The sequence below is a fragment of the Rhodanobacter thiooxydans LCS2 genome (assembly GCF_000264375.1).
GTDB classification, from domain to species: domain Bacteria; phylum Pseudomonadota; class Gammaproteobacteria; order Xanthomonadales; family Rhodanobacteraceae; genus Rhodanobacter; species Rhodanobacter thiooxydans.
Map to the genome: position 1 here is coordinate 62,215 of NZ_AJXW01000020.1, position 16,850 is coordinate 79,064.

Consider the following 16,850-nt stretch of genomic DNA (forward strand, 5'->3'; position numbering starts at 1 on the left):
ATCACACGGTGCAAGGGGCGCGGCATGACGACCAGGCAATGGCTTATCGGGCTCGGAATGTTTCTGGCGGTGGCAGGCCTGGGTGGGACGGTTCCCAGTCACGCGGCCAGCGCCGGTGGCGAGGCCGCGGCGATCCGCCAGGTGATGGCGCAGCAGGCGGCGGCGTGGAACCGCGGCGACGTGGAAGGCTACATGCGCGGCTACAAGGACGCACCCGACACCACCTTCATCGGCAGCAGCGTGCGCAAGGGCTATCGCGGCATTCTCGACAGCTACCGCCAGCACTATGCGACGGCGCAGCAGATGGGCCGGCTCACCTTCTCCGAACTGGACGTGCGCCTGCTGCCAAGCGCCGGCGGCGAGCCGCGCTACGCCGTGGTGACCGGCCGTTTCCACCTCGACCGCGCGACGCACGGCGAGGTGGCGCAGGACGATGGCGTGTTCTCGCTGCTGTGGGAAAAGACCGCCGACGGCTGGAAGATCATTCTCGATCACACCAGCTGACTCGCCAGCTCACTTCTCCACGAAGGATTTCAGCCGCGCCAGCGCGTCGTCCCACTGGCTCGACACCAGATCGATGTAGTCGCGCAATTCGCCGATCGGCTGCGGGTTGAGGGCGTACAGGCTCTCGCGGCCGGCGCGCTCGCTGCGCACGACGCGGGCATCCTCGAGCACGCGCAGGTGCTTGCTGATCGCCTGCCGGGTCAGCGGCTGGCCGTCGCAGAGCTGGGTGATCGAGCGGCGCGACCCGTCGCACAGCCGGGTCACCAGCGCCAGCCGCGTGGGGTCGCCAAGCGCGGCGAACACCATGGCGGCCCGCGGCAGGCGCCGCGCCAGGCGCGAGCGTGCGCTAGCCGGCATGAGCGTCCGCCGCGGTGCCTTCGACGTGCTGGCGGATGTTCTCCATCTGGATGCCCCAGCCGTCGTCGTTCATGCGGAACGCCTCGGCGCGGCGGCTGGCCGGGATGCGCTCGAAGCCCGACTCGACCAGGGTCAGCACGGTGTTCTCGCCGTGCGCTTCGAGGTGCAACTCGACCAGGGTCGGCGGTTCGGCAGCGTAGTCCACGCCCGGCGCGATGGCATAGGGATGCCAGCTGAAGCTGAACAGCCGCTCCGGCTCCATCACCTGCACCACGGCGCGCCAGACGATATGCTCGTAGCCCGGCCAGGTGATGTGGCCGACCGCTTCCCGGCCGGGCTCGAACGGCCCGGACAGGTCGACGCGGAACCATGCGCCGAATTCGCGGTGGTCGGTCAGCGCGCGCCACACGCGCGATACCGGTGCCTTCAGCTCGATGCGCTTCTCGATGCGATCGTTCATGTGCCACCTCCGGGTTGCATGTGAGCTTGCGCCGGCAGATTGGGGAATGCAACTTTCTGGTTGCTTAAGAGAATGGCCTGGTGCCGGGTTGTCATGGCGTTCGGGCAGGGCGATATCATCGCCACCATGTCAAACCGGGGAGGGTGTCCGATGCGCATGAAAGCTGGGTGGCTTGGCCTGCTGTTGCCGGTGGCGGCTCTCGCGGCCGGGCCGTCACCATCGGCGGCGGTGCAGCCATGGGCGCCGCAGGGTGTGTCCAGCGAGCTGTTCGAGTCGCACCCCGCGTTCGACCCGCGCAACGGCGAGTTGTATTTTGTGCGCAGCTCGAAGACGTTCTCCGGCTGGCGCATCCTCACTTCGCGTTGCGACGGCGGGCGCTGGTCGGCGCCGGTGCCGCCGCCGTTCGCCGCGGCAGGCCTCGAGGCCGATCCGTGGTTCACGCCGGATGGCCGCAGCCTGTACTTCATCTCCACCCGCGCCAGCGGCAGCCAGCGCAGCAAGGATCTCGACATCTGGCGCGTGGACCGCGACGCGGGCGGCCGCTGGGGTGCGCCGGTGCGCCTGCCGGCGCCGGTGAATTCCGACGAGGCCGAATGGTTTCCGCGGCTCGCTGCGGACGGCTGGCTGTACTTCGGCTCGAACCGCTCCGGCGGGGCGGGCGGAAACGACATCTGGCGCGCCCGCGAAACCGCGCCCGGCCGGTGGAGGGTGGAGAACGTGGCGGCGCTCAACACCGCGGGCAACGAATACGAGCCGCTGCCGTCGCCAGACGGCAAGCGCATGATCGTGATGGCCGACGGCGGACTCTACCTCTCGCGGCTGGGTCCGCACGGCTGGTCGGCGAAGGAGAAGCTGGGGCCACAGGTCAACGCCAACGGCAGCGAGATCGGCGCGCTGTTCTCGCCCAGCGGAAGATCGCTGCTGTTCGCGCGCGACACCGGCGAGCCGAGGTCGGGCGAGTTCTTCGTGTGGCACCTGGATGGCGACGAGGCGTGGCCGCCGTCGTGCGGCACTACGCGGCAGCGTGGCTGAAGCACGCGCTACTCCAGCGACGCGGCTTCCGGCTGTCTGCTGGCCTGCAGGAAAGCCAGCGCTTCCTGGCAGGGCGCGTCGACCTTCAAGGTGAGCAGCGCGTCGGCACGGGTGCGGCCCAGCGTCACCGCGGCCACCGGCTTGCCGGCACGCGCGGCCGCGTCGACGAAGCGGTAGCCGGAATACACCATCAGCGAGGAACCCACCACCAGCACCGCATCGGCGGCCTGCCAGGCGCGCGTGGCGGCTTCCACGCGCTCGCGCGGCACCGCTTCGCCGAAGAACACCACGTCGGGTTTCACGATGCCGCCGCAGTGCGGGCAGGGCGGCACGTCGAAGCGGGCGAAGTCGTGGCCTTCCAGGTCGGCGTCGCCATCCGGCGCATCGCTGGCGTCGAGTTGCGCCCAGGCCGGATTGCGCTCGACCAGCATCTGCTGGAACGCGTCGCGGGCGAGCCGCCAGTCGCAGCTCATGCAGCGCACCTCGTCGAGGCGGCCATGCAGGTCGAGCACCCGCTCGCTGCCGGCGCGTTGGTGCAGGCGGTCCACGTTCTGCGTCACCAGCAACTCGACCTGTCCGCGCTGCTCCAGTTCGGCCAGCGCGCGATGCGTGGCGTTCGGCAGCGCACGGCCGAAACGCCGCCAGCCGACCATGCTGCGCGCCCAGTAACGCTGGCGCGTGGCCAGCTCATGCATGAAGGCGGCGTAGTTCACCGGCGGCGGGCGCTTCCACTGGCCGTCGCGATCGCGGTAGTCGGGAATGCCCGAGTCGGTACTGCAGCCCGCGCCGGTCAACACGAACAGGCGCGGGCTGGCCTCGATGAATTGCTGCAACGGAGTCATCGGCTGGATATGGGTGCGCGGCGGCTGGAAAACAGGGGCATGAAAACAAGCGAACAAGCGGCTGGATGGGAGGCATCTTCACCCAAAGGGATGCCTCTGGAGTAATTTTGGCCGGTTGGCGGGCCAGTGCCTGCCTTGCCAGGGGGAAATCGGACCATGCCTACGAAAACCCGTCGCCTCACACCTGCGTTGCCGAGGCCCGGCGCTCGCCGGAACATCCTGCTGGCGGTCGCGCTGGCCGGGCTGTGCGTGGTGTCGTCCGCCTTCGCCCAGCCGCCGCAGCTGTCGGCGCAGACGCTGCGGTTCGTGAAGTATGCGCAACCGCTGCTGGCGATTACCCATGTGCGGGTAATCGACGGCAACGGCACGCCGGCGCGGGAAAACCAGACGGTGCTGCTGCGCGACGGCCTGATCGCGGCGGTCGGAAGGCACGTGGCGCTGCCGAAGGGCGCGATCGTGGTCGACGGCAGCGGGCCTACGCTGATCCCCGGCCTGGTCGGCATGCACGACCACATGTTCTATCCGGCGCCGAAGGTGAACCCGGAGGCGAAGGAGGCGATCTACCCCGAGCAGGCATCGAGTTTTCCCAAGCTGTACCTGGCCGGCGGCGTCACCAGCATCCGCACCACCGGCAGCACCGAGCCGTATACCGACCTGGAGCTGAAGAAGGCGATCAACGCCGGCACCATCCCGGGGCCGAAGATGCACACCACCGGGCCATACCTGGAAGGCAAGGGCAGCTTCACGCCGCAGATGCACGAACTGACGGATGCGGCCGACGCCACCGACACGGTCAACTACTGGATCGGCGAAGGCGCCACTTCGTTCAAGGCGTACATGCACATCACCCGCGCCGAGCTGGCCGCGGCGATCGCGGCGGCGCACGCGAAGCACGTGCAGGTGACCGGTCATCTGTGCGCGATCGGTTTCACCGAGGCGGCCGAGCTTGGCATCGACGACCTGGAGCACGGCTTGCCGGTGGACACCGAGTTCAGCGCCGGCAAGCAGCCCGACGTCTGCCCCGACACCAAGGTCGCGCTGGCCCAGCTCGCTACGATGCGCGTGGACGATCCGCGCATCCAGCAGTTGATCAGGACCCTGGTGTCGAAGCACGTGGCAGTCACCTCGACCCTGCCGGTGTTCGAGACCTTCGTGCCTGGCCGCGCGTCGGTGGATCAGCGCGTGCTGGACGCGATGCTGCCGGAAACGCGGGTGGAATACCTGGCGAGCCGCGAGCGCATCGCCGGCATGCACGATTCGCCGTGGCCGAAGGTGTTCAAGCTGGAGCAGGATTTCGAGCATGCATTCGTGCAGCAGGGCGGCACCCTGCTGGCCGGCCTGGACCCCACCGGCTATGGCGGCGTGATCGCCGGCTACGGCGACCAGCGCGAAGTGGAACTGTTGGTCGAGGCCGGCTTCACTCCGCTGCAGGCGATCCAGATCGCCACCCTCAACGGCGCGCGCTTCATGGGCGAGGACCAGCGCATTGGCTCGATCGAGGTGGGCAAGGTCGCCGACCTGGTGCTGCTCGACGGCAACCCGGCGAAGAACATCAAGGACATCGAGCACGTCGCGCTGGTGTTCAAGGACGGTATGGGCTACGACCCGGCCAAGTTGGTGAAGGCGGCAAACGGCACGGTGGGCCTGCGCTAGCGCAGGCCCCTACCGGGTGCAGAGCACTTGAGTTTTTACGTCCCGGCCCGGACGATCGCCTGACTGCCGCGCCCCATGCGGGCGGACTCTTGCCTGAGGTCATGCATGCCAGCCACCACGCCGTTCCTGCGTATCGACACGGTCATCGTGCGCGTGCGCGATCTCGCCCAGGCCTTGCCGTGGTACCAGGGCTTGCTGGCGGTCGAGCCGGTCCATTTCGAAGGTGGCGAAGGATTGGCGGTGCTGCCGCTCGGCGATACCAGCCTCACGTTGTGGCAAAGCGAACTGGAAGACATGGGCCACGCCACGACGGGACGCGCGGGAACCTACCTCATTCTGGCAGTCGCGGATGCCGACGCCGCGCATGCTTTCGTGGCGGCTCACGGCGGGACACCCGAGCCCGTGGGGGCAGGCGCCGGCATGCGTTTTTTCGGCTTCACCGACCCGGACGGCAATTACCTGGAAGCCTGCCAGGTGCTGTGACTGGCGCCGCTGGCGCTGCAGCGGCGCGCTAGCATGGTGGCATGAACCCGGCCGAGCTCGACAACCCGTTCTGGTCCGCCTTGTGCAGCCGGCACCGGGCCATCGCGCTGCGCCACGGCGACGTGGCGCGTTATCCCGCCGCCTTTGCTCCCTTCCTCGGCGTGGCCAGCGCGGAGGCGGACATGACCGGGGCGCTGGCGTCGCTGGTCGAGCCGGGCGAGTCGGTCTACCTGCTGGGCGTGGCGCCGTCGTCGCCGCGCGGCGGGACGCTCGAGGCGTTCGCTCCGTTGGCGCAGATGGTGTGCCCGGCGCCGATGGCGGCCGTCGACGGCCCGCCGGTGATCGAGTTGACCGCGGCGCATCGCGCCGACGTGCTGGCGCTGACTGCGCTGGTGTATCCGCATTACTTCCGCCCGCGCACGATGGAGCTGGGCCGTTACTTCGGCATCTACCAGGACGGCCGGCTGGCGGCGCTGATCGGCGAGCGGCTGGGCATGGAGGCGCAGCAGGAGATCAGCGCAGTATGCACGCACCCCGACTTCATCGGCCGCGGCTACGCGCGCCGGCTGCTGGCGCTGCTGTCGAACGACAACCTCGAACGTGGCCGCCTGCCGTTCCTGCATGTGAGCCATGAGAACCGGCGCGCAGAGTCGATGTACGAGCGGATGGGTTATCGCCACCGGCGCGATATCGGTTTCTGGTCGTGGCACCGGGCACCGGGCGCCGGCGTGATCCGCCGCCTGGCCGCCTGAAACACGGCGCCCGCGGTGGCAGCGTCGGCGTCGCGCCGGCAGCGGCGGGTTGAACTCGCTGGCGGAGCAACTTACCGTGCGGGCTCCCCACCCCGCAGGAGCACCCAGTGACCCGGCTATCCGATTTCCCCGTCAGCACGCGTTGGCCAGCACGACACCCCGAGCGCATCCAGCTCTATTCGCTCAACACGCCGAACGGGGTGAAGGTATCGATCATGCTGGAGGAAACCGGGCTGCCGTACGAGTCGCATCTGGTCGACATCGGCAACGACGAGAGCCATACGCCGGAGTTCCTCGCGCTCAATCCCAACGGCAAGATCCCCGCGATCATCGACCCCGCCGGCCCCGGCGGCGAGCCGCTGGCGTTGTTCGAGTCGGGCGCGATCCTGCTGTACCTGGCGGAGAAGAGCGGCCAGTTCCTGCCCGCCGATCCGGCGCGGCGCTGGGAGACGATCCAGTGGCTGTTCTTCCAGATGGCCTCGATCGGGCCGATGTTCGGCCAGGTGGGCTTCTTCCACAAATACGCCGGCCGCGAGTACGAGGACAAGCGGCCGCTGGCGCGCTACGTCAACGAGTCGAAGCGCCTGCTCGGCGTGCTGGACGGGCGCCTCGCCGGGCGCGAGTGGATCATGGGCGACGAGTACAGCATCGCCGACATCGCCACGCTGGGCTGGGTCAACAACCTGATCACCTGGTACGAGGCGCGTGAGCTGGTCGACTACGACCGCTTCGCCCACGTCGGCGGCTGGCTCGAACGCGGCCTGGCGCGACCGGCGGTACACCGCGGGCTGCAGATTCCCAGCCGCGGCTGAACACGCGGTCCGGCGCGCAAGCGGACACATCGGGAAGGTCGTCATGGGCATGGTACTGGTCACCGGCGGGTCGGGTTTCATCGGCAGCCACTGCATCCTGCAACTGCTGGCTGCGGGGCATCGCGTACGCACCAGCGTACGCAGCCTCGGGCGCGAGGCCACGGTGCGCGCCATGCTGAAGCAAGGCGGGGCGGAGCCGGGCGAGCGGCTGTCCTTCGTCGAGGCCGACCTGGAGCGCGATGTCGGCTGGCCAGCGGCGGTGGCGGGTTGCGACTACGTGCTGCATGTGGCTTCGCCGTTCCCGCCGGACCTTCCGAAACATGAGGACGAACTGATCGTGCCTGCGCGCGAGGGCGCGCTGCGCGTGCTGCGTGCCGCGCGCGACGCCGGCGTGCGGCGCGTGGTGCTGACCTCCTCGTTCGCGGCGGTCGGCTACGGCCATGCGCCGCAAGCGGCGCCGTTCGACGAGACGGACTGGACCGACCTCGACGGCGAAGGCGTGCTGCCCTACGTCAAGTCCAAGACCCTCGCCGAGCGCGCCGCGTGGGATTTCATCGCGCGTGAAGGCGGCGCGCTGGAGTTAGCGGTGGTCAACCCGGTGGGCGTGTTCGGCCCGGTGCTGGGGCCGGACTATTCCACCTCGATCCTGCTGGTGCAGCGGTTGATGGACGGCGCCGTGCCCGGCTGCCCGCAAATGTGTTTCGGTGTGGTCGACGTGCGCGACGTGGCCGAGCTGCACCTGCGTGCGATGACCGACCCGGCCGCCGCGGGCGAGCGCTTCCTCGCCGTTGCGGGGGATTTCATGTGGATTCGCGAGATCGCCCGGACGCTGCGGCAGCGCTTGGGCGCATCGGCGCACCGGGTGCCCGGCCGGCAGTTGCCCAACTGGCTGGTGCGCCTGGCGGCGCTGCGCGACCCGGCGGTGCGGCAGATCCTGCCCGAGCTGGGCATGCACAAGAACGCCAGCGCCGCCAAGGCCAGGCGCGTGCTGGGCTGGTCGCCGCGCGCGCCGCAGGATGCCGTGGTCGCCAGCGCCGAGAGCCTGCTGCGCCTGGGTCTCCTGAAGGGCGGCGTGAAGGCCAGCGCCTAGCGTCGCCTTGCGGGACGAGATGCGTTCGCGCCGCCGCGCGCCAACTTGCGCACAATGCACCATCCGAGCCACGGAATCACCGGCATGCCACGACACCATCACGAACGACACCGTACCGACCGCATCGGCTGGCTGCGCGCCGCGGTGCTGGGCGCGAACGACGGCATCGTCTCGACCGCCAGCCTGGTGCTGGGCGTGGCCGCGGCGCACGCGAGCGGGCAGAACATCCTGGTCGCCGGCGTGGCCGGCTTGGTGGCCGGCGCGATGTCGATGGCGGCCGGTGAATACGTGTCGGTGCATTCGCAGGCCGACAGCGAACGCGCCGAACTGGAGCGCGAACACCACGAGCTGCAGACCCAGACGGAAGCTGAGCACCGCGAGCTGGCGACGATCTACGTCGGCCGCGGGCTCGACCCGCAGCTGGCGCGCCAGGTGGCCGACCAGCTGATGGCGCACGACGCGCTGGATGCCCACGCCCGCGACGAGCTGGGCATCACCGAGGCGCTGAAGGCACGGCCGCTGCAGGCGGCTGGCGCCTCGGCGTTGAGCTTTGCGGTGGGCGCCGCGCTGCCGTTGCTGGTGGTGGCGGTGGCGCCGGTGGCGAGCCTGCTGTGGCTGGTGTTCGCCACCTCGCTGGTATTCCTCGCCGTGCTCGGCGCGGTGGCAGCGTGGGCCGGCGGCGCGAAGATGGGCATCGGCGCCGCGCGCATCACGTTCTGGGGCGCGCTGGCGATGGCGGTCACCACCGGTGTGGGCATGCTGTTCGGCACCGCCGCCTAGCGCGGCGGTGGCCCGTCATTCGGTGGCCTGCTCGCCCGGGTGGTAGACCCGCTCGGTGTGCCCCTTCAGTTGCTCCGGCCAGAAGTACACCGTGCGCAGGTTGCCGGTGGTGTAGCGCTCGGCCTCATCGTTGAAGTGCTTCGAGCCGGGGTGCCCGCTCTCGCCGCCGGCGGTGATCGCGCGGGCGCTGACCTTCGGGCCGAACTCCACCACCGCCACGAAGCTGTTGCCGCTGGTGCCGTAATACTTCTTCGTGCCGGGCCAGCGGTGCGCGCCGAACGAGGCCAGCGAGCCCCAGCGTGAGGAGACGAACGGTACCGGGATGCTCGGTTTGGCGTCGTCGAATTTCTGCACGATGGCACCGTCATTGCGCTGGTAGCGGTTGACCTCGCCCCACGGCACGCCCCAGCTGCCGAAGTCCTGCTCCAGCCGGTCGGAGGCTTCGGCCAGCGTGTCCAGCCGCGTCCGCGCGCCGGCATCGCCGGCCATGTAGTCGTACACCGACTGGTCCTCGGACTCGGCTTCGGCGTGCACCTTGTCCCACAGCATGTCGCCCCAGAACACCGCCAGCGTGGTCGGCATCGAGGCGATACCCCAACGGTAGTCCCAGCTGCGCAGCAGCGCGACCTGGCCGGCCAGGCGGCCCTTGCGCGGGTCGTTGTCGGGCAGCATGTCGTAGTCGTGCACCAGCACCGGCACCAGTCGCGCGAACGCCGGCAGGTAGGAGTCGAATGCGGCGGTGATCAGCGAGGCCTTGCTGAAGTCGCGCACGCGGTCCAGCACGCGGGTGGCGTGGATGCCGCGCGGGTTCTCGCCGAAGGTATCCATGTAGCGCGGGTAGTCCGCCTGTTTCGGGCTGAACGCACCGGCGGCGGAGTACGGCCAGTTGTTGGTGTTCATGATCCAGCCGTTCGGCGGGTTGAGCAGGTGCGGCGCCTCGTCGAGCTTGTGCAGGCCCTGCCAGTCGGTGGCCGCGTCGCTGCCGTCCACCGGCTTGGTGTAGTCGAAGCGGTTGTCGCGCCGCGGGATGAACTGCGGGTGCAGGTACGCGATCTCGCCCTTGTCGTCGGCGAAGATGGTGTTGTTGGACGAGTTGGCCTTGAGCTCGGCCACTTTCAGGTAGCTGGCGTAGTCGCTGGCCTTAGTGCGCAGCCAGCTCTGCTCCAGCGCTTCCATCGGCTTGTTCATCAGCGCGATGGCGATCCACTTGCCGCCAGCCTCGCGCACGATCGGGCCGTGGTGGGTGAAATGCGCCTCGAAGGCGCGCGTGGCCATGCGGCCGTCCTTCGCGCGGTACGCCACGCGGATCGTGCGTGTGGTGACCGGCCGCAGTTCCTTGCCATAGCGGTAGAACAGCTGGCCGCCCTTGTGCACGATGGTTTCGGCGAACTCGTCGACCACGTCGGCGCCGGTGGAGGTGTGCATCCAGCCGATGTGCTGGTTGAAGCCCTGGTAGATGAAGAACTGGCCCCAGGTCACCGCGCCGTAGGCGTCCAGTCCTTCGTCACTGGACATCTGCAATTCGGAGCGGAAGAAGAACGAGGTGTGCGGGTTGATCCACAGCAGGGCATGGCCGTCGGCGGTGAGCTTGGGCGCGATCGCGAAGCCGTTGGAGCCAGTCGGCTCGATCCAGCTGGAGGGCGTATCCGCTTGCGCCAGCGCGGCGGGGTTGCGGCCGTAGAACGCTTCGAGCTGCTTCAGCGACACCCGCTCGATGTCGCCGCCGATGCTGCCCTCGCTGAAGCTGAGCGCCATCCACGGTTCGAAATGCTTGATGACGCGCGGATGCACATCCGGATGCGTGGCGAGGTAATAGTTGAGTCCATCGGCCCAGCTGTTCATCAGTGCCTGCAGCCAGGCCGGGCTCTTCGCGTACAGTGCCTGCAGTTCGGCCGGGTCGATGAACAGCTGCTGGCGCAGGTCGCTCCAGATCGCCGATTCACCCTCGGTCTCGGCCAGCCGGCCCAACGAGTTGAGGTAGTTCGTCTCGACCCGGTTGAAGTCGTCCTCGGCCTGGGCGTAGGCCATGCCGAACACCGCGTCGGCGTCGGTCCTGCTGTGCACATGGGCGATGCCCCAGTCGTCGCGGGTGATGGTGATCGCCTGAGCCTGTCGCTGCCAGCGCGCCTGTTCGGCGGGCGCGGCGCCCTGTGCGCTGGCAACCAGTCCATACGCGAGCAGCGCTGCGGCCAGCAGCAGGCGCAGCAGCTGCCGGCGATGTGTCTTCGGGCATGGATTCTTCGGGATGCGTGTGTGCATCGGTGGGTCGTCCCCTGGTGATGGTTTGTGCCACGGCGTTGCATGAAGTTGACCATCACTGGGCCGCGCTTGCAAAAAAGAGGGTGGCGGTGGCGCTTTGACGCATGCGCCGAAGGTCGTCTTGGCGGCGCGCGCCCGCGCGTCCAGAATACGTTTTTTGACCTGGCTGCAGCCTGCCGGCACACCCGGCGGCGCTTCCCGTGCCAGCCTTTCCGACGAGTCGAAAAACCATGACAGCACGCATTGCACATCCCGCCCTTGCCGAGCGTCGCATGTCGGCGGAACAGGCGGCCGAGCTGATCCTGCCGGGCATGACGGTGGGCATGAGCGGCTTTACCGGCGCCGGCTACCCCAAGGCCGTGCCGCTGGCGCTGGCCACGCGCATCGCCGCGGCGCACGATCGCGGCGACAAGTTCGCGTTGCGCATTCTCACCGGGGCCTCCACCGCGCCGGAACTGGACGGCGCGCTGGCCCGCGTGGGCGGCATCGACTTCCGCCTGCCGTACCAGTCCGACCCCGAGCTGCGCGCGCGCATCAATGCCGGCCAGATCGAGTACATGGACATCCACCTGGGCCAGGTGGCGCAGTACGCGTGGTGCGGCTTCCTCGGCAAGATCGACGTGGCGCTGGTCGAGGTCGCCGGCATCCTGCCGGACGGCCGGCTGGTGCCGTCCACCTCGGTGGGCAACAACAAGACCTGGCTGGACCTGGCCGACAAGGTGATCCTGGAGGTGAACCGGCGCCAGCCCGAAGGGCTCGACGGCATGCACGACATCTATTACGGCACCGCGTTGCCGCCGCACCGCAGGCCGATCCCGCTGCTGCAGCCAGGCGACCGCATCGGTGAGCCGTACCTGCGCTGCGACCTGGACAAGGTGGTCGCGGTGGTGGAGAGCGATGCGCCCGACCGGCTGGGCCGTTTCGCGCCGCCGGACGAGGCCTCGCGGCGCATCGCCGGGCACCTGGTGGAGTTTTTCCGCCACGAGATCGCCGCCGGGCGACTGGGCGAACAGCTGCTGCCGCTGCAGTCGGGCGTGGGCAACATCGCCAATGCGGTGCTGGGCGGCCTGCGCGAGGGCGGCTTCCGCGGCCTGACCGCGTTCACCGAGGTGATCCAGGACGGCATGCTGGAGCTGATCGGCGACGGCACCATCGCGATGGCCTCGGCCACCTCGCTGTCGCTGAGTCCCGAGGGGGTGGAGAAGTTCGTGCGCCGCATCGACTTCTACCGCCAGCACATCGTGCTGCGTCCGCAGGAGATGTCCAACCACGCCGAGCTGGTGCGCCGGCTCGGCTGCATCGCGATGAACGGCATGGTCGAGGCCGACATCTACGGCAACGTCAATTCCACCCACGTCGCCGGCAGCCGCATCATCAACGGCATCGGCGGCTCCGGTGATTTCGCCCGCAACGGTTTCCTGTCCTGCTTCATGAGCCCGAGCACGGCCAAGGGCGGCGCCATCTCGTCGCTCGTGCCGATGGTCAGCCACGTCGACCACACCGAGCACGACGTGGGCCTGGTGGTCACCGAGCAGGGCCTGGCCGACCTGCGCGGGCTGTCGCCGAAGCAGCGGGCGCGGGTGGTGATTGCGCAGTGCGCGCACCCGGACTACCGGCCGATGCTGCAGGACTACTTCGACCGCGCCTGTCGCGACAGCTATGGCAAGCACACCCCGCACCTGCTGAGCGAGGCGCTGTCCTGGCACCAGCGCTATCTGGACAGCGGCAGCATGCGCTGACCTTGTCGATTGGCGGGCGGGCCGTTCGTCGTGTCCCAGTGAGCCGGTGCGCCGGCTCCGCTTTGCCCACCCCACGACGAGGTCACCCCATGCAAATCCAGCCTTACCTGTTCTTCGACGGCCATTGCGAAGAGGCCATCGCGTTCTACCGCAAGGCGATCGCTGCCGAGGTGGTCATGCTGATGCGCTATGCCGACAACCCCGAAACCTCCTTCCAGTGCCCCGACGGCACGCAGCCGCCGGCGGACAAGGTGATGCACGCCTGTCTGCAGATCGGCGCCAGCCAGGTGCTGGTCTCGGACGGTTTCTGCGGCGGCCAGCTCAAGTTCGACGGCTTCTCGCTGGCGCTCACCGCCGATGACGACGTCGCCGCGAGGCGCCTGTTCGATGCGCTGGCCGACGGCGGTCAGGTGCAGCAGCCGCTGATGTCCACCTTCTTCGCCTCCAGCTTCGGCATGCTGGCCGACCGTTTCGGCGTGTCGTGGATGGTGATGGTGCCGAACACACCGGCCGGCTGACGGCGCAACGACAGCCGGATTGCCTGCCGCGGGCCCGCACGAGGAACCTGCTGCCACGGTGTGCATCAGATGACCGGGTGCGCCGTAATATCGGCTCATGCAGGTGGCTGAGATGGCAGAGGCAAAACCGGTCGTCGGGAGTGCGCAGCGGCGTACCGCCTTCGTACTGGCCGGTGGCGGCAGCCTCGGCGCGGTCGAGGTGGGCATGCTGCAGGCGCTGCTTGATTGGGGCGAGGCGCCGGCGTTCCTGGTCGGCGCCTCGGCCGGTGCGATCAACGCGGCGTATTTCGCCGGCGACCCGACTGCCGCCGGTGCGCGCGAACTGGAACGGATCTGGTGCGCGCTGACACGGCGTGAGGTGCTTCCGTTCAACCTGGGCAGCGTGTTCGGCCTGCTGCGCCGGCGTGATCATCTGGTGGATTCGTCCGGCCTGCGGCGCCTGCTTGAGCGCCACCTGCCTTATCGGCAGCTGGAGGATGCGGCCCTGCCGGTCCATCTGGTGGCGTCGGACATGCTGAACGGACGGGAGGTGCTGCTGTCCACGGGGCCGGTGGTCGACGCGGTGCTGGCCAGTGCTGCGATTCCGGGCGTGTATCCGCCGGTGCAGATCGACGGACGCTGGCTGGTCGATGGTGGCGTGGCCAACAACACGCCGATCTCGGTCGCGTTCGGCCTCGGTGCCACGCGCGTGATCGTGCTGCCTACCGGGTTTGCCTGTGCGCTCGAGCGGGCGCCGTCGGGTGCGGTCGCGCGCGCGATGCACGCGCTCAGCCTGCTGGTGGCGCGCCAGCTGGTGCAGGACGCCGATCGCTTTGCAGCGGATGCCACGGTGGAGCTGCGCATCGTGCCGAGCCTGTGCCCGCTCGATGTCTCGCCGTACGACTACTCCGCGGCGGCCCGACTCATCACCCGCGCCAGGACGGAGACTGACCGCTGGCTTGAAGGGGGTGGGCTGGATCGCGCCGGAACACCCCGGCAGTTGCGCGAGCACCACGACTGACCAACTCTGTCCTTGGGCATGCCTGCAGGCCGGCTGGCGTCAGCCATCCATCCCGACTTGCCGCCACTGGTCACCGGGTCGGTGCCATTCGTCACTGGTGGCTCGCGTGCGCGCATCGACGGGAGGGCGCCTGAGCACGCTGCCCCGGCAAACCACGCCGTACCGCGCTGCCCCCGAGTATCCCGGCGGCAGCGTGGTCGATGGCCGTGGAGTCCGACGCATGCTCAGGCAGACGGCGGCGATGCGCGCACGCCCAGCCAACCCTTGATCGCGGCGATGGTCAGCGGGATCGCGCCGAAAATGATGAACACCAGGTCGCCGGGCAGGCGCATCCATTCGATCAGGTGCGAGCGCGGACTGCCGATGTAGTCGAGCGAGCGGGCGTGCCAGTAGCCATGCTGGATCACGTCCCACACCTGCAGCACGCCGCTGGGGAACAGGCTGAACACCACCATCATGGCCAGGCCGATGTTGGTGCCCCAGAAGCCGGTCCGCACGTATTTCTCCATGCCGGCCCAACGCTCGTCGCTGCTGGTCTGGCGCAGCACGAACACCATCAGCGCCAGCGCCAGCATGCCGAACACGCCCATCATCGCCGCGTGGCCGTGGTTCGGCGTGAGCTGGGTGCCGACTTCGTAGTAGCTGACGATCGGCAGGTTGATCAGGAAGCCGAAGATGCCGGCGCCGACGAAGTTCCACACGCCCACCGCGATCAGGAAGTAGAACGTCCAGCGGTGCGGCACCGCCACCGACTTGCCGCAGATGTCGCACTTGCCGCGGGTGGTGCGCACGAAGTCCCACGCGTCCAGCGTGAGCAGGGTCAGCGGCACCACCTCCAGCACCGAGATCATCGCAGACATCGCCATGTTGACGCTGGTCTGCCCGGTGAAATACCAGTGGTGGCCGGTGCCGATCAGGCCGCCGAGGAAGTACAGGATGCCGTCCAGGTAGATCACCCGCAGCGCCACGTTGCGGCGAGTCAGCCCCAGTTGGTAGAAGGTCAGCGCCACGACGGTGGTGGCGAAGAACTCGAAGAAGCCCTCGACCCACAGGTGGATGATCCAGAATCGCCAGGTGTCGACCACGGTGTAGTTCGTCTTGGCGCCGAAGAACAGCGCGGGGATGTAGAACACCGGGATCGCCACCGTGGCGAACAGGAACATCTTCACCAGCGGCTTCGACTCCGGATTGGCCAGCGAACGCGGGCGCACCAGCAGCCACACCATGGCGAACCAGACCAGTAGGCCGACCACCAGCAGCAACTGCCAGAGGCGGCCCAGCTCCAGGAACTCCCAGCCCTGATTGCCCAGCCAGAACCACCACTTGCCGAGCACCTGCGAAATGCCCAGCCACTCGCCGAGCAGGCTGCCGCCGATCACCACCACGAACGCGCCGAACAGCAGGTGCACCCACGGTGCGAACCAGCGCGGCTCGTCGCTGCGCAGCGTGCGGCCGAGGAACAGCGCAGCGGCCACGTAGGCGGTGGCGATCCAGAAGATCGCCGTCTGCAGGTGCCAGGTGCGCATCAGGTTGCTGGGGAAGATCGTTTCCAGCTGGAAGCCGTAGAAGCTGCCCGGGTCGGCGCGATAATGTGCCGCCGCGCCGCCGACCAGGGTCTGCATCAGGAACAGCAGCGCCACCACCACGAAGAACTTCACCAGTGCGCGCTGGCCGGGACCGGTCACGCCCGGCAGCAGGTGCGGGTGGATGTGCTGGCCGCGGCTGATCCAGCCGAGGTAGTCGAACTTGCCGAACATCAGCAGCACCACGGCGATGCCGGCCAGCAGTACGATCAGGCTGAGCGCGCTCCACAGCAGCGCCCCTGGCACCGGTGTGTTGCCGACGGCGGGGTCGTAGGGGAAGTTGTTGGTGTAGGAGTAGTTTTCGCCGGGGCGGTTCGCCACCGAGGCCCAGGCCGCCCACGTCACGAACGCAGTGAACTGGTGCAGTTCGGTCGGGTCGGTGATCAGCCCGGCCTTGAGCCCGCCGTTGCGTTCCGGATGCAGGAAGTAGTCGGTCCAGTGGGGAACCTGCTGGTGGTACGCCGCCACCTCCGGTGCGGTCAGCTGCAGCGTGTCGCTGGCCGGATCGTAGCGATTGGTCTTCAGTTCCACCGCGGTCTCCGCGCGCACCGCCGCCTGCCGGGCCGGCGCCAGTTCGGCCAGCGGCTGGTGATACTGCTGCTGCGCGATGGCGTCGGTAGCGTCCTCGGCGAAGCGGTGCAGCGCCGCGGCCGAGTAGTCCGGACCGAGGTAGGCCCCGTGGCCCCAGATGCTGCCGTTGTCCATCAGGCCGTACTTCAGGAAAACCGCCTGGCCGTCGCGAATGTCGTCGCCGCTGAACAACTGGTTGCCCTGCACGTCCACTACATGGGCAGGAATCGGTGGGGCATTGCGGTAGGCCAGCGTGGTGATCGCGAGCAGCCCGGCGAAGCCCAGCACCATCACTATCAGCACCGTTCGCAGCCACCAGGGGGAGAGTTCCGGATCTTCCGCAGTCAATGGCTGGGCGGCGATGCTCATGGTGCTTCCCCTTCCGCGATGTGTGGGCGAGTATCGGGCGGCATCGG

The 16,850-nt window shown here is 68.6% G+C and carries 16 protein-coding genes; 11 read left to right on the forward strand and 5 right to left on the reverse strand.

From position 1 onward, the window contains the following. Positions 1-24: 24 nt before the first annotated feature. Entirely contained in the window at positions 25-504 is a 480-nt protein-coding gene (locus UUA_RS04660) for a YybH family protein (RefSeq protein WP_039953577.1), read from the forward strand. A 9-nt stretch (positions 505-513) separates the two neighbouring features. Here UUA_RS04660 and UUA_RS04665 read toward each other — a convergent pair whose 3' ends face one another. Both UUA_RS04665 and UUA_RS04670 read right to left on the reverse strand, forming a co-directional pair. Next, positions 514-861, reverse strand: a complete 348-nt coding sequence (locus UUA_RS04665; protein ID WP_008434701.1) for an ArsR/SmtB family transcription factor — start codon at positions 859-861, stop codon at positions 514-516. Next, positions 851-1,321 (reverse strand): SRPBCC family protein, encoded by a 471-nt coding sequence (locus UUA_RS04670; protein WP_008434703.1) that lies wholly within the window; start codon positions 1,319-1,321, stop codon positions 851-853. The genes UUA_RS04665 and UUA_RS04670 overlap by 11 nt, the downstream gene beginning before the upstream one ends. Before the next feature lie 150 nt (positions 1,322-1,471). On the opposite strand from UUA_RS04670, the gene UUA_RS04675 reads away from it, so the two are divergent. Beyond that, positions 1,472-2,353: a TolB family protein gene (locus tag UUA_RS04675; protein WP_008434705.1), complete on the forward strand. Its 882-nt coding sequence runs from the start codon at positions 1,472-1,474 to the stop codon at positions 2,351-2,353. Between the two features lie 8 nt (positions 2,354-2,361). Here UUA_RS04675 and UUA_RS04680 read toward each other — a convergent pair whose 3' ends face one another. Then, entirely contained in the window at positions 2,362-3,195 is an 834-nt protein-coding gene (locus tag UUA_RS04680; RefSeq protein WP_008434707.1) for an NAD-dependent protein deacetylase, read from the reverse strand. 156 nt (positions 3,196-3,351) lie between these two features. On the opposite strand from UUA_RS04680, the gene UUA_RS04685 reads away from it, so the two are divergent. The 6 genes from UUA_RS04685 (at position 3,352) to UUA_RS04710 (ending at position 8,765) form a co-directional block, all read left to right on the forward strand. Then, positions 3,352-4,848 (forward strand): amidohydrolase family protein, encoded by a 1,497-nt coding sequence (locus tag UUA_RS04685; RefSeq protein ID WP_039953578.1) that lies wholly within the window; start codon positions 3,352-3,354, stop codon positions 4,846-4,848. Positions 4,849-4,953: 105 nt separating this feature from the next. Further along, the gene (locus UUA_RS18510) at positions 4,954-5,331 is read left to right on the forward strand and encodes a VOC family protein (protein ID WP_008434710.1); all 378 of its coding nucleotides are present in this window, start codon (positions 4,954-4,956) and stop codon (positions 5,329-5,331) included. A 41-nt stretch (positions 5,332-5,372) separates the two neighbouring features. Beyond that, positions 5,373-6,083: a GNAT family N-acetyltransferase gene (locus UUA_RS04695; RefSeq protein ID WP_008434711.1), complete on the forward strand. Its 711-nt coding sequence runs from the start codon at positions 5,373-5,375 to the stop codon at positions 6,081-6,083. 107 nt (positions 6,084-6,190) lie between these two features. Next, positions 6,191-6,895, forward strand: coding sequence for a glutathione S-transferase N-terminal domain-containing protein (locus tag UUA_RS04700; protein WP_008434713.1), 705 nt, complete (start codon positions 6,191-6,193; stop codon positions 6,893-6,895). A gap of 43 nt (positions 6,896-6,938) precedes the next feature. Next, a complete protein-coding gene (locus UUA_RS04705) occupies positions 6,939-7,985 on the forward strand; it encodes an SDR family oxidoreductase (protein WP_008434714.1) in 1,047 nt (348 codons plus the stop codon). An 84-nt stretch (positions 7,986-8,069) separates the two neighbouring features. Next, the gene (locus tag UUA_RS04710; RefSeq protein WP_008434716.1) at positions 8,070-8,765 is read left to right on the forward strand and encodes a VIT1/CCC1 transporter family protein; all 696 of its coding nucleotides are present in this window, start codon (positions 8,070-8,072) and stop codon (positions 8,763-8,765) included. A gap of 15 nt (positions 8,766-8,780) precedes the next feature. Here UUA_RS04710 and UUA_RS04715 read toward each other — a convergent pair whose 3' ends face one another. Continuing rightward, positions 8,781-11,024: a penicillin acylase family protein gene (locus UUA_RS04715; protein ID WP_008434718.1), complete on the reverse strand. Its 2,244-nt coding sequence runs from the start codon at positions 11,022-11,024 to the stop codon at positions 8,781-8,783. A gap of 230 nt (positions 11,025-11,254) precedes the next feature. Here UUA_RS04715 and scpC point away from each other — a divergent pair, with 230 nt between their 5' ends. The 3 genes from scpC to UUA_RS04730 all read left to right on the forward strand — a co-directional run bounded on the left by scpC (position 11,255) and on the right by UUA_RS04730 (position 14,281). After that, positions 11,255-12,763 (forward strand): succinyl-CoA:acetate CoA-transferase ScpC, encoded by a 1,509-nt coding sequence (gene scpC / locus UUA_RS04720; protein ID WP_008434721.1) that lies wholly within the window; start codon positions 11,255-11,257, stop codon positions 12,761-12,763. 89 nt (positions 12,764-12,852) lie between these two features. Beyond that, the gene (locus UUA_RS04725; protein WP_008434723.1) at positions 12,853-13,281 is read left to right on the forward strand and encodes a VOC family protein; all 429 of its coding nucleotides are present in this window, start codon (positions 12,853-12,855) and stop codon (positions 13,279-13,281) included. Positions 13,282-13,393: 112 nt separating this feature from the next. Next, positions 13,394-14,281, forward strand: a complete 888-nt coding sequence (locus UUA_RS04730) for a patatin-like phospholipase family protein (RefSeq protein WP_008434725.1) — start codon at positions 13,394-13,396, stop codon at positions 14,279-14,281. Positions 14,282-14,505: 224 nt separating this feature from the next. Here UUA_RS04730 and UUA_RS04735 read toward each other — a convergent pair whose 3' ends face one another. After that, positions 14,506-16,803 (reverse strand): nitric-oxide reductase large subunit, encoded by a 2,298-nt coding sequence (locus tag UUA_RS04735; RefSeq protein ID WP_008434727.1) that lies wholly within the window; start codon positions 16,801-16,803, stop codon positions 14,506-14,508. Between the last annotated feature and the right edge of the window lie 47 nt (positions 16,804-16,850).

Coding starts and splice junctions, on each gene's coding strand:
- UUA_RS04660 (WP_039953577.1), top strand. CDS start 25: ATGACGACCAGGCAATGGCTTATCGGGCTCGGAATGTTTCTGGCGGTG.
- UUA_RS04685 (WP_039953578.1), top strand. CDS start 3,352: ATGCCTACGAAAACCCGTCGCCTCACACCTGCGTTGCCGAGGCCCGGC.
- UUA_RS04715 (WP_008434718.1), bottom strand. CDS start 11,024: ATGCACACACGCATCCCGAAGAATCCATGCCCGAAGACACATCGCCGG.
- UUA_RS04675 (WP_008434705.1), top strand. CDS start 1,472: ATGCGCATGAAAGCTGGGTGGCTTGGCCTGCTGTTGCCGGTGGCGGCT.
- UUA_RS18510 (WP_008434710.1), top strand. CDS start 4,954: ATGCCAGCCACCACGCCGTTCCTGCGTATCGACACGGTCATCGTGCGC.
- UUA_RS04695 (WP_008434711.1), top strand. CDS start 5,373: ATGAACCCGGCCGAGCTCGACAACCCGTTCTGGTCCGCCTTGTGCAGC.
- scpC (WP_008434721.1), top strand. CDS start 11,255: ATGACAGCACGCATTGCACATCCCGCCCTTGCCGAGCGTCGCATGTCG.
- UUA_RS04665 (WP_008434701.1), bottom strand. CDS start 861: ATGCCGGCTAGCGCACGCTCGCGCCTGGCGCGGCGCCTGCCGCGGGCC.
- UUA_RS04705 (WP_008434714.1), top strand. CDS start 6,939: ATGGGCATGGTACTGGTCACCGGCGGGTCGGGTTTCATCGGCAGCCAC.
- UUA_RS04730 (WP_008434725.1), top strand. CDS start 13,394: ATGGCAGAGGCAAAACCGGTCGTCGGGAGTGCGCAGCGGCGTACCGCC.
- UUA_RS04710 (WP_008434716.1), top strand. CDS start 8,070: ATGCCACGACACCATCACGAACGACACCGTACCGACCGCATCGGCTGG.
- UUA_RS04735 (WP_008434727.1), bottom strand. CDS start 16,803: ATGAGCATCGCCGCCCAGCCATTGACTGCGGAAGATCCGGAACTCTCC.
- UUA_RS04725 (WP_008434723.1), top strand. CDS start 12,853: ATGCAAATCCAGCCTTACCTGTTCTTCGACGGCCATTGCGAAGAGGCC.
- UUA_RS04670 (WP_008434703.1), bottom strand. CDS start 1,321: ATGAACGATCGCATCGAGAAGCGCATCGAGCTGAAGGCACCGGTATCG.
- UUA_RS04680 (WP_008434707.1), bottom strand. CDS start 3,195: ATGACTCCGTTGCAGCAATTCATCGAGGCCAGCCCGCGCCTGTTCGTG.